Genomic DNA, 11,924 nt, shown 5'->3' with positions numbered 1-11,924 from the left:
GAGGCGACACCTCCCGCTACTGAGCAGCCTCAGACCGAGGCAGAGGCGACACCTCCCGCTACTGAGCAGCCTCAGACCGAGGCAGAGGCGACACCTCCCGCTACAGAACAGCCTCAGACCGAGGCAGAGGCGACACCTCCCGCTACTGAGCAGCCTCAGACCGAGGCAGAGGCGACACCTCCCGCTACAGAACAGCCTCAGACCGAGGTGGAGGCAACACCTCCGGCCACAGAGCAGCCTCAGACTGAGGCAGAAACCGAGGTCGAAGAACCCGTCAACATTGCCGAACCTGAAGGCGAACTGATGATCGACATAAGCAATCAGGACAGCCGCGGAAACATTGGCAAAGTGCTGGGTTACTCTGACGCCGAAGAAATTGCTTTCTCGGTCGAGATGACCCGAGGTGGAGAGGATACCGGTGCCGAGCGGCTTATCTGGAACCACTCGAACTTCGGCCTGAAACTGACCAAAAAGGGGCATCTGGTCGCGAAAGTCGACAACAATGATGGCGGTTTCCGTGACGGTTATAAGATCAAGAATCTTGATCTGAATGACGGAGAGACGCACCAGGTGACCATGATGGTCGATCAGAACACCGATCGCCTTCAGGTTCTGGTAGACGGTGCTGTTGTCCTGGACGAAACCGAAACGGATTTCGACTTTGCAGGCGGCCGGGAACGCGACTGGTACGTTGGTGACAGCGTGGAAACCTTTGGCATCGGAGATGATGCCGATTTCCTGGACACATCATCGAATCCATACCCGGATTTGTTTGCCTGACGGCAACAACCCCCTCTGGCTAGAACAATTGTCGATCAAACCACGGGCGGGGCTCAGATTTGAGCCTCGCCCGTGTCTTCTCCGGGCTGGCGCGCTGTGGAACATGTGAAACAGCGCGGATACGCCCTTTATGCGGCATCCCTGTTGACTTAAAGCTGATTGCCAGCAACGCCAAATTGATTACGAAACATGCAAAAAAGGGTTTTGGCCACATTCAGGAACTTTGCGCCCCATATCGCACCCCCTTTTCAAGACCGGGCTGTCCAAACGGATCGGTTCCTTAACGGGGTTGCGGCAGTTTGGCCTTCCGGGGTGAAGAGTATTTGTCTCGACACATGATCCTGCATCGGCATCATATATGGCAGACATACGGGCCATGACCTTGCTTACGAGTGAACTTATTCAATTACGGGACCACGAAATGAAACCTGAGAAAATGCCGGTGACCGCAGCAAGCTACCAAGCTTACCTGAACAGCCCGTACAAAAGCAGCAAGCATTCGACTTACTTCGATGTGTATGACAAGCTTTTCTCTCCTTATGTCGGCAAGCCGATTACCTTCGTCGAAATCGGGGTTCTGAGCGGCGGCTCTCTGTTCATGTGGCGCGAATTTTTTGGACCACAGGCCCGCATCATCGGTGTTGAACTGAACCCCGGCGCAAAGCGTTGGGAGCAGGAAGGCTTTGAAATTTTCATAGGCAGCCAGAGCGATCCTGCCTTTCTCGAAAAACTTGCAAACGAGATCGGTGAAATCGACATTGTCCTGGACGATGGCGGCCACACCTATGAACAACAGATTATCACAACAGAGTGCCTGCTGCCGCATATCCGCGATGGAGGCATGCTGGTCGTGGAAGACACACATACATCCTATATGGAAGGCTTCGGTCCCAAGCACCGTTCCTTCGTAAAATACGCCATGAGCATGGTAGATCGCGTAAACCGGCGCTTTTCCAAACTCCTATCGGATGCTGCGGAAAAGCGGGTTTGGGGCATCCGTTTCTATGAATCTTTTGTTATATTCGATGTGAACCGCAAGGCGACCTCTATCGTGTCCGTACCAACCGACAATGGCGGGGAGGACCTGAACGCAAAAGACTTCCGCCACGCGGACAACCAGACCTATGAAAATTTCCTGAAAGCGTCTAAAAGCCTGTCGGCCCTCAAGGTCATCCCAGGTACGCGATCCTTGGCCAAGCTGGCCCGACATGTGATATCGCTGCCATCAAACCTGAAGCATGCGCGGAAACTGAAAGAGTTTTTCTGAATTTCCACCGCCTTTTCGGCTGAACGCATTGCCGGTTTCAGATCGTCAACATCCCTGGGATCGTCAGGTCGATGCGCTACAAGACTGTTCGGGCATACCGAGCTTGTCCCCGGCAGAGTTATACACCGCAATGGTCAGGAGAATGCTCGCTTCATCTTTTTGGTCATGGGTTTTTCGATCATGGAAAAAACCAGACACCCTGCGGCTACGCTGCTTATCAGGCACAAGATGGACAGAACGTCACCATTTACGGGCCTGAGGACAATCGAAGACACTTTATAAAAGGCGGGAATGGTGAGTATCTGGACAAGGTAGATGCTGTAGGATGCATCTCCGAGATAAACCAAAAACCGATTTGAAATCTGCGTCGCAAACAGCAGCCCAAAAACGATAAAAAACGACGGTACACCCCAGATAATGACACGGTTTGTTGGGTCGACCTCAAGTTCACTCGACAGGGAGGCACATAAAAGAAGCATCCCGAAAACAAATATCAAGACCCCTGTCTTTTCCCTGATTTCAAACCCCTTGTTGTAAAAATACGCAACAGCCATCCCAAACAGGAACTCAAGCGATATAAAATCACCGGACGCCAGGGACACCCCGGCCAGAACCAGGCTGACAACCAGGAAAACATGGCCCCACGACCTCAGGAAGAGAGACAGTCCAAAAACAAAGTAAAAGAGCATCTCCCATTCCAGGGTCCACCCAACATAAACAATCGGCGGCTCACCAAGCACCAGAAGCGAAGAAAACAGAAGCGATGACAATATGATGGTTCCTGAAAGCTCCATGGACCTGAAGATCCCGGGAACAGCGTAATAAACCGCCACAACAAAAAGTGTGATCAGCCAGTAAATTGGCACGATCCTTATAATTCTCGACTTCAAGAAAGCGCCTGTGTGCCGCTTTTTCTGCATTTGTGTGTGCAGCATGACAAAGCCGGATATCACGAAAAAAATATCGACCCCATTTGCACCCCACCCGGCCAGGAAGGATAAATAATCGGTGCTTTGTCCATATGTTGATGCCGTCTTGATGACATGGAGGAAAACCACATTTATGGCAGCAAAGGCTCGTAAGGCTTGAATATTATTGATCATCTGTTTCGAGTTTATTTCCCGGATAAAATTCTGACCGAACTGGCACGTCACGGATTGAAATGCTGTGACTGCCTCGCCCCTCAGCATTCACTGATTCAAGAGTTATCTTTCCTCCAGCCGACAAATCGATGGCGGCGCATCCTGTCGCCAATGAACGGTCCCATTTCGGCGGTGGACCCCCTGTCCGATGGGCAAGAACCCCGCTGAAAGAATGCCGCGTTCTGACGACAAATTACTGTCACTGCAATCAATATAAATACGCGTGGTCCCCTCTTCTGCCAGCGTGCGGCACACATGTTTCAGAATTTCCACATAATACCCCCGGCCCCGCATATCAGGAACGGTAAAGCAGTGAGAGATCAGAGCACAGTGCTCGGTCATCGGGAAGAAATATACGTTCACGTTTTGCCCGGAGCGGGTTTGCGCAATGGTTGCCGGAACCCCGCCGGAAAACCCGATCCAGACGGACATGCCCGCGTTCAGATCGCCTTGAACATCCCAGTGGATCTTGTCCTGATTGCGCTTCAGAAAGTCTTTGCTTTGATCATCAAGATCGGACCAACTGCGAAAACACTGCACGGTCAACGTGTTTGACATGCTGTCGATCTGCCGGGCCTTGCCGCCACTCATGGCAAAGAGCAACCTATGCTGTCCGACGACACGATCCCTGAAAAGCATCCATATTGTCTTCAATCCGCCAACACCTCCCCCCCGGCGAAAGGACCGCAAGACAAGATTGAGTCGGTGGAAAGATGCCATCAAACGCCCCTGCCTGGTTTTGCCATCCGGACGGCAACAGAACCGGTATTTCGTTCGACTTCAAGAAACACAGGCCGCATCCCCTGCGATCTTTCGGAAGGTGCGGTAGCTAAGAAAATACGCTCCAACACCTGTGAACAGGTTGATAAGAATTCGTTTTCCGGCGTTATGGGGGTTAATTTGGCAGATGCGGCAAAGAGGCTGGCTCTTCCGAAACCAGACGTTTCTGGGTCAATTTCTGGACCCGGCCTGAAAGTATCAAAGCACCTGTGCTTTGCCTTCACGCAAGATGCTTTCACTCTTTTTCGAATTTCGAATGTCATGCATCGCCCTTTCACTTCTGCACAAACCTTCCTCAATCAGTTTGAGATGTATAGTACTCACTATCTTCATCTTGATGAGCATTCGGTTTTCTTTTTTCGAGCCCCAAAAGCGCGCGCTTGGTTACTCACATTGATCACGCTAAAAAAGCCGCTATTCCCGATGCGCACCATGAATTACTTATTGGCGGTGAAAAGGTACTAAAAATCGAAATTTTGCGCGCCCATACAGAACCTTTTGAACCGAAGTCAAATCCATGATCACCTGTGTCCAGACGAACGGGAAAAGATACGCGTTATGACGCCGTTAAACATTAGTACCCCCACAACTCCGTCCCGGGAAAAAGCCTTGGACCAAAGCGCTCCGACGCTCAGCATCATCGTGCCCATGTTCAATGAAGAAGAGGTTCTGCCGGCCCTGTTCGAACGTTTGGGGCAATTCCTCGATCAGCTTGGGGAAAGCTACGAGATCATCTGCGTGAACGACGGCAGCACAGACGCGACCGCCAGGATTCTGGCCGCCGCGTATGAGCGCGATGATCGTATCAAGGTGCTTAACTTTTCACGTAATTTCGGCAAGGAAATCGCATTGACGGCGGGGCTGGATGCAGCTGCGGGTGAAGCCGTTGTTCCCATAGACGCGGATTTGCAGGATCCGCCTGAACTGATCGAGACATTTCTGGAAAAATGGCGCGAAGGGTTCGATGTCGTCTATGCCGTCCGGCGCCACCGCGACAGCGATACCGCGATGAAACGCTGGACAGCGCGGAAGTTCTATCAGGTCATCAACCGGCTTTCGGGGGTACCGATACCCGCCAATACCGGCGATTTCCGCCTTATGGACCGGCGCGTGGTTCAGGCTGTAGGGCAGCTGCGCGAGCACAACCGCTTTATGAAGGGCCTTTTTGCCTGGGTCGGGTTTCGGCACACCGAGGTGGCGTATGACCGCCCCGAGCGTGCGGCGGGGCAGACCAAATTCAACTACTGGCGCCTTTGGAACTTTGCGCTGGACGGTATTACCGGGTTCAGCACCGTACCTCTCAGGATTGCGGGCTATGTCGGCATGCTGACTGCGTTGGCCGCGATCATCTATGGTGTTTTCCTGATCTCACGCACCCTTGTCTACGGGGTGGATGTACCCGGCTATGCCTCATTGATGGTTGCAGTGCTGTTGATCGGTGGCCTGCAACTTGTCGTGCTGGGCGTCATCGGGGAATATCTGGGGCGGCTTTATGCAGAGGCTCAGAAACGCCCGCTTTACATTGTCGAAAGCAGCCTGGGGCTGAATGATCAGGCCCTTTGACCCGCCTGCGGACAAGCCACCTAGCCCGCAGACCAGCATTTGTCTGCCAGACACGGCCATCCTTCGTAACAGCGCCACCAGAAGGACCACTCGGGTAATTAATGCCCGGTGTCGGGCTCGAAAAGCTCGGCGCTGGCCCGCAAACGTTCAAGTTTCAGAGTGAGTTCATAATTCTGAAGAGCTTCACGCCGTACATCGTTGATAGCGGATTGTCCCACATCGGGCCACGTGAGTAACCAGACCCGAGCATCGGGATTACGTCGCAAAGCCGCGCCATAATCCGCGACGATGAATTGTGCGTCATTGATGTAGTAGAATAGCGGCGTATCAACCCAATTACGGTCCCGCAGGAAAACGAGGTCTCCATCTTTCATTTCTGGCCGCACGGCGGTTGCAATACCCTGATAGTCATTAGGAGAGCCCGGCTTGCCAGCGGCGTAAGGTATACTGGCTGCGAACACCACCACGCACAGGCTGATCAAAGCTATCCTGAAGCGGTGGCGCTGGAACAGCCAGACTGCACCCGCCGCACACAGGATCAGCAGATAAGGCACAAAAAGCAAAAAAGCCCTGGGAGCAAGGATAGAAACCTTGTGAGACGCTGCGAACAGGATCAGCGGAGAAACAACCGCGATCAGCCACAAAAGCAGTGTCCGCTCCTGAGGGTAGTGCAACGTGTTCGAAGGTAACCTGGGCACAAAGCTCCCCCATATGCTGCCCAGAACGGGAATAAGTAGCGCCAGAAAGGGTAAAACAGACATCGCCATCAGCGCTTCGTTTCTGCGATGGGCGATCGAACCCAGCCAAAACATGAAACAGGCCAGGCAGACCGCCGACGACACCAAAACCCATACCGGGATTTTCTGCTGCGCGCGCATCACTGGCACTTCGCGTTTTGGAGCTTTCAGGCTGGCCGCTAGGAGCAACAGGGCGAAGCCCAGAACCAGCCAGGTCCAGATCCGCCCGATTTGCAGCAGCGGGACAGCAAAATCGTCTATCGCAAACAGGAACCCAAAAGAGAAATACTCGACCAGGAAATCAAAAGAAGGATCAGGAGCTGCTCCTTTGCGCGCTCGATAAACCGCATGTGTTAGGGCCGGAGCAGACAGTATAAAGGCAAGCGCTTGCACCTGCAGCAACCGTGGGGCTTGCCGCAGACCGATACGTTGACGGAACCGTAGGCCATCCACTTTTGGTCGGGGCAGCACCAGGGCAGCCCAGAAGACGTGTATCATGATCAGGGGCCAGAACAGCTCAACCGTCAGAACCCCTGCGATAACCGAGGCGACATAAGCAATCTCAAAACCCGGGCGCGGCTCACGTGTTCTGACGAGACAAAGAAGGAGCCAGGTCGCCAGCAACGATAGAAAAGCCCCCGCGACGTACATGCGCGCCATCTGACTCCAGAACACATGAAAACCGTGAAGAGACAGCAACAACGCGGCCAGACACCCCACGGTCGATCCGAATATGCTGCGGGCGATCAGGAAAATCAGTGGAATCGAGCCGACGGCAAACAAAACGCTGGGGAACCGCAGGGCAAAATGGGATGTTCCAAAAGCTTTGGTCCAGCCCAGCATGGACACATACCAGCCCATGGGATGCGGTTCATCGTGGAAATGCCACCAGATGGTTTCAGCCAGGTTATGGCGCGGCGGCGGTTCGGATATACCGGAAACCAGGTTGATGCCAGGGACATAGATTTCCGGATGGGACATACTGCGCAGATCAATTCCCCAGAGCCGCAGTATCAGCGTCAGCAAAACCGCGATCGTCAAGGCAAACAGGACGGCGCCTGTGCGATACTCGCGTCTGTTGGGAAAAACAGAACCTTTTTCGGATGTCGTCATGAAATTTTTGTCTCTTACTGCGCGTTATGACCGCGGGAGGAACACAATCGTCCCGGTAGAAACCGTCCAGGTCTCGTCACGGAATAAACCAGCCTTTAGTTCACCATGATGCGACCAAAACAGTCAATTCGGGCTAAGTCTGTTTCACAGCTCTCTCGACCGAGATGTATATGCACCGGATTGAAACATAATTACACATAGCTAGAAATTGTTTCGTTAAACTGCGATCATCAGCAGAATAAGTTCCTGATGATCCAAAAATTGATATGAGTGATAAGAAATGAAATCTCTGTCGTATTCTCGGCACAGGTAGAGCCGGGTTTGCAAAATTCCGCAGAGCACTTAGGACATAAACGTTAATGGTATTGAGTACATAGTTGGATGGGCAGGCTTTCTTTTGGCGCTTTGGCGGGAGTGACGGGTGCTATTTTAGGGCTGCTTTTACCAGTCGGTCTGTTCACCTGGGTGTTGCGCGGCACCGATCCGGCGGCCGATCCAGCCTTTACCCAAGGGGTTTGGCTGTTCAAGGCCGGTCTCATCATCATAGGGGCATATCTTCTTTTACTGCGGCTTCTGCCTATTGGCCGTCCGCTATCTCCACAGCGCCCCGAGGTTTCTCCCGCTAGCCCGGTCCAGACACTGATCTTTGGCCTTCTGCTGATTTGCGCCGCGGCTTTGCGGTTTTACCGACTTGATACCGGCATCTGGTATGATGAAATTCTGACATCCGTAAATTACATGCCCCTCACAATCGGGCAGATCGTCAGCACCTATCACGATGCCAACAACCATGTCCTGTTTTCGGTGCTGGCGCGCCTGTCTTTGTCGGTCTTCGGTGACAGTGTCTGGGCCTTGAGATTGCCTGCGGTCGGTTTTGGCATTGCCGGCATTGCCGCTATTTACTTTTTTGCCCGCCGCGTCGGCCCGACTCGTGAGGCTCTGTTTGCGGCGGCACTAATGGCGTTTTCCTATCACCACATCTGGTTCAGCCAGAATGCACGTGGTTACACCGCATTACTGTTCTTTGCCCTGCTTTCCAGCACCTGGTTTCTGGACGCCATGCGCCAGGGGAGCCCCCGCAAATGGGGGCTGTATTGCCTTGCCGTCGTCCTAGGGGCGTATGCGCACCCTACCATGGGGCTGATGGTGCTTGCGCATTTTGCAATCTGGAGCGCGGCCTGGGTCCAGCAAAACAAGCAATGCAAGCGCTATCGCTGGAACGGGTTGTTTTGTGGCTTCATCCCGGTGGGTCTGTTTACGTTTCAGGTCTATGCTCTGGTCTTGCCCAGTATGGTCGGCGGGGCGCTATTGAATTCCGGACTGAAGGGCGAAGACAACGAGTGGACCAACCCTTTTTGGGCATTGGCAGAACTGTTCAGCAGTCTGCAAATCGGGTTGGCCAGTGCGGGTGTTGTGATAGCCGCCGGTCTTGTCTTTGCGATTGGTGTCATCAGCTTTGCCCGAACGCGACCGGCTGTTGTGGCGTTGTTTCTGATCCCGGTTGGAGTCGGTTTCATAGCAATGACCAGTATCGGGTATACCCTGTTCCCAAGGTTTTTCTTTTTCACCTTCGGATTTGCGATACTTATCGTGATCCGCGGTGCCTTTGTTGCCGGCCAGTTGACTGCGCACCTGGCACGGTTGCCCGCCGCAGCCACGAAATGGCTGCCCGGACTGATATGCGCAGGCATTGTGGCGGTATCTCTTTTATCCCTCCGGCACGTGTATCTGCCAAAACAGGATTTCAATGGTGCCATCAATCTGATTGAAAGCGACCTGCAACCCGGGGACACGGTTCTTGCTGTCGGGATCGCAGGATTTCCGTTCAATGCATACTATGACAAGGGGTGGGATGTCATCGAAACGACCGATGATCTGGATCGCCTAGCCTCACAGTCAGGCAGAACCTGGTTGGTCTATACGATGCCGGTGCACGCCCGGACCACATATCCGGGAATACTGGAGAGGATCAAAAAGGAATACGCTACCGTTGCGCGGTTCCGGGGTTCTCTGGGCGGGGGAGACGTGGTGGTCAACCTCGCAGATCCGACCAAGGCCCAAGCCACAGGAAAGAGTACAAGTACTGTAAAGGATAACGATTGATATGTGCGGAATATGCGGAATCCTGCAGGTCGACCCGGCGGCTGATCGCCCCGAAAAAGAGCTGATCACGGCAATGGCAGCAACATTGGCCCATCGCGGACCAAATGATGATGGCGTCTGGCTGGACGAGGACGTTGCGCTGGGTTTTCGGCGTCTTTCGGTGATTGACCTGTCTTATGCAGGTCATCAGCCAATGACAAACGAGGACGGCACTGTAGTGATTGTCTTCAATGGCGAAATCTACAACTTTCAGGAACTGAAAGAGAAATACCGCCTTGAAGAGCGCGGCCATGTCTTCAAGTCCCGCACGGATACCGAGGTTCTGATCCATCTTTACGAGGAAATTGGCCTCGACATGATCCCGGAACTCAACGGGATGTTTGCATTTGCGATCTGGGACACGCGCAGTAAGTCATTGCACTTGGCGCGTGACCGCTATGGGATCAAACCCTTCTTCTACCAGAAAGATAATGACCATTTTCGCTTTGGCTCTGAGATCAAGGCGATCATCGCCGATGACCGGGTTGTGCGGAAACCGTCGATGCAGGCCCTGCATGACTTTCTGACCTTCAACTACATCCCGGGAACCCAGACAGCCTTTGACGGTATTTCCGAAATACCGCCGGGGCATCACATGACGGTCACCCGTGACGGCACAATCTCGATACGGCGGTACTGGGATCTGAACTTCCATGTCGATCCCGGTATGACCGAAGCACAGGCGATTCAAAAGTCTTATGAACTCATGGACAAGGCTTTGCAGCGCCGTCTGGTCGCGGATGTTCCGATTGGCGTGTTCCTGTCGGGAGGACTGGATTCCAGTACCCTGGTCGCACTCATGCACAAACATGTGGATGAGCCGATCCACACCTATTCCGTCGGCTTCGAAGATCAAAGCTTCAATGAGCTGCCCTATGCCCGAATTGTGGCCGAAAAGTTCAACACCAAACATCGTGAAGTAACCGTCACCGCCGATATGGTGCGGGACATGCTACCAAAATACCTGAGCTTCACCGATGAGCCATATGGCGACGGGTCTGCAATACCGACGTATTTCATCAGCGAACTGGCCCAGGACGAAGTGGTTGTCGTTCTGTCGGGCGAAGGCGGCGACGAGGCGTTCGCCGGCTATGATACACACGCAGCCTACAACATGTATAAACAGGCCCGAAAGATACCCGGGTTCATTCGGAATGGCGTGATGAAACCGCTGGTGAACTGTTTGCCCGTGTCAGACAAGAAGCTCAGCTTCGAATTCAAGGCCAAGCGGTTTCTGGGCGGGCTGGACCTGCCGCCTGAAGAAGCCCATCTTTGGTGGCGGATTGTCCTGGGCGAAGCTGAAAAACTGGACCTTTACGCAGATGGTGTGGCCGAAACCGAGACTTTGCAGCCTTCAGTGCGGCATTTTCAGGCGGCCTACGAACATTGCGGCGCGGAAGAGACCCTGTCACGTCTGATGTATATCGATTCAACCATCTTCCTGCCCGACGATCTGATGATCAAGAATGACCGGATGACCATGGCGCATTCTCTTGAGGCCCGGGTGCCCTTTACCGACCCGGAGCTGACCGGATTCATGGCCACAGTCCCCTCACATCTGAAAATGAAGAACCGGCGCAAGAAACATCTCATGCGGCGGGCAATGGAAAACGATCTGCCCGACAGCATTCTCAACAAAAAGAAGGTCGGGCTTGAAATGCCCTATTCCCGCTGGCTCAAGATCGAGCTGAAGGATCTGATGATGCGCTATCTCGGGCCCGAGAATATTCAGCGTACAGGCCTGTTTCGGGGTCAGGCGGTGCAGACACTGATCAACGACCATCTGAGCGGGAAACGGGACAATGGCCGCCCGCTCTGGGGTCTTTTGAACTACATGATGTGGTACGAGCTTTACATCGATGCCTAATCCGGTTTGCGGAATACCCAGAGTGTCGAAATCACATAGCTGGTAACAAAAGATGCCCCGATCGCAACCAACAGGATAAACCAGAAAGGCAGGGTGGTCGCATATCCCAGCCCTGCCACTACTGCGAGGCGGGCCACCAAAGATGACAGGACCGCCAGAAGGTATTTCCCATACCCCAGGAGCGAGATTGTACCTTTGTCGGTGTGCTCATAGCTGAAGATATTATGCCCGCAGTAATTGACAAATGAGCCCAGCACAAAGCCGCATATCGAAGCAAAAACATAAGGGGCTGCAAAAGTCAGAACGAGCAAAAGCGCCAACAGGTAATCCGCAATCGTACCCAGAACGCTGATACTGAGAAACCTGAGGAGCAGGCGCTTATCTTTGAGCTCTGAAATCATGGCTTTAAAGCTTCAAAATGGTCATTGGCTGGAGATAACGGGGAAAAATGGTTTCCGTTTAAATAACTATCAAGAACAAAGTTAATCCGATGGAAATCTGAGAACGATGTATTGCTCAAATCTCCCTCGTTT

At 53.2% G+C, this 11,924-nt stretch carries 9 protein-coding genes and 1 pseudogene; 6 read left to right on the top strand and 4 right to left on the bottom strand.

Annotated features, from left to right (window positions below):
• Both ACR0C6_RS19310 and ACR0C6_RS19305 read left to right on the top strand, forming a co-directional pair.
• Window positions 1-780 (top strand): annotated as a pseudogene (locus ACR0C6_RS19310) (hypothetical protein); the annotation flags it as partial.
• A gap of 376 nt (window positions 781-1,156) precedes the next feature.
• Window positions 1,157-2,047 carry a class I SAM-dependent methyltransferase gene (locus ACR0C6_RS19305; RefSeq protein ID WP_253283610.1) on the top strand — a complete coding sequence of 297 codons (891 nt, stop codon included), beginning with the start codon at window positions 1,157-1,159 and terminating at the stop codon, window positions 2,045-2,047.
• A 134-nt stretch (window positions 2,048-2,181) separates the two neighbouring features.
• Here the strand turns inward: ACR0C6_RS19305 and ACR0C6_RS19300 are convergent, their stop codons facing one another.
• The gene (locus ACR0C6_RS19300) at window positions 2,182-3,237 is read right to left on the bottom strand and encodes an acyltransferase family protein (protein WP_480620715.1); all 1,056 of its coding nucleotides are present in this window, start codon (window positions 3,235-3,237) and stop codon (window positions 2,182-2,184) included.
• A gap of 15 nt (window positions 3,238-3,252) precedes the next feature.
• Complete coding sequence (locus tag ACR0C6_RS19295; RefSeq protein WP_480447527.1) at window positions 3,253-3,780, bottom strand: GNAT family N-acetyltransferase; 528 nt, start codon at window positions 3,778-3,780, stop codon at window positions 3,253-3,255.
• Between the two features lie 15 nt (window positions 3,781-3,795).
• Here ACR0C6_RS19295 and ACR0C6_RS19290 point away from each other — a divergent pair, with 15 nt between their 5' ends.
• Both ACR0C6_RS19290 and ACR0C6_RS19285 read left to right on the top strand, forming a co-directional pair.
• A complete protein-coding gene (locus tag ACR0C6_RS19290; protein ID WP_171331785.1) occupies window positions 3,796-4,434 on the top strand; it encodes a hypothetical protein in 639 nt (212 codons plus the stop codon).
• Between the two features lie 144 nt (window positions 4,435-4,578).
• Window positions 4,579-5,532 (top strand): glycosyltransferase family 2 protein, encoded by a 954-nt coding sequence (locus ACR0C6_RS19285; protein ID WP_480447526.1) that lies wholly within the window; start codon window positions 4,579-4,581, stop codon window positions 5,530-5,532.
• A 98-nt stretch (window positions 5,533-5,630) separates the two neighbouring features.
• Here ACR0C6_RS19285 and ACR0C6_RS19280 read toward each other — a convergent pair whose 3' ends face one another.
• Window positions 5,631-7,310: a glycosyltransferase family 39 protein gene (locus ACR0C6_RS19280; protein ID WP_480620712.1), complete on the bottom strand. Its 1,680-nt coding sequence runs from the start codon at window positions 7,308-7,310 to the stop codon at window positions 5,631-5,633.
• A 486-nt stretch (window positions 7,311-7,796) separates the two neighbouring features.
• On the opposite strand from ACR0C6_RS19280, the gene ACR0C6_RS19275 reads away from it, so the two are divergent.
• Complete coding sequence (locus ACR0C6_RS19275; protein ID WP_480459135.1) at window positions 7,797-9,485, top strand: glycosyltransferase family 39 protein; 1,689 nt, start codon at window positions 7,797-7,799, stop codon at window positions 9,483-9,485.
• 1 nt (window position 9,486) lies between these two features.
• Window positions 9,487-11,391, top strand: coding sequence for an asparagine synthase (glutamine-hydrolyzing) (gene asnB / locus ACR0C6_RS19270; protein ID WP_171331789.1), 1,905 nt, complete (start codon window positions 9,487-9,489; stop codon window positions 11,389-11,391).
• On the opposite strand, the gene ACR0C6_RS19265 is transcribed toward asnB, so the two are convergent.
• A complete protein-coding gene (locus ACR0C6_RS19265) occupies window positions 11,388-11,792 on the bottom strand; it encodes a GtrA family protein (protein ID WP_171331790.1) in 405 nt (134 codons plus the stop codon). The two genes, asnB and ACR0C6_RS19265, sit on opposite strands and share 4 nt — an antisense overlap.
• Window positions 11,793-11,924 lie beyond the last annotated feature (132 nt).

The sequence above is a fragment of the Ruegeria sp. AL12 genome, assembly GCF_056540885.1.
The sequence above is the reverse complement of the archived record's forward strand: the minus strand, read 5'-3'. Positions and strand labels throughout refer to the sequence as shown.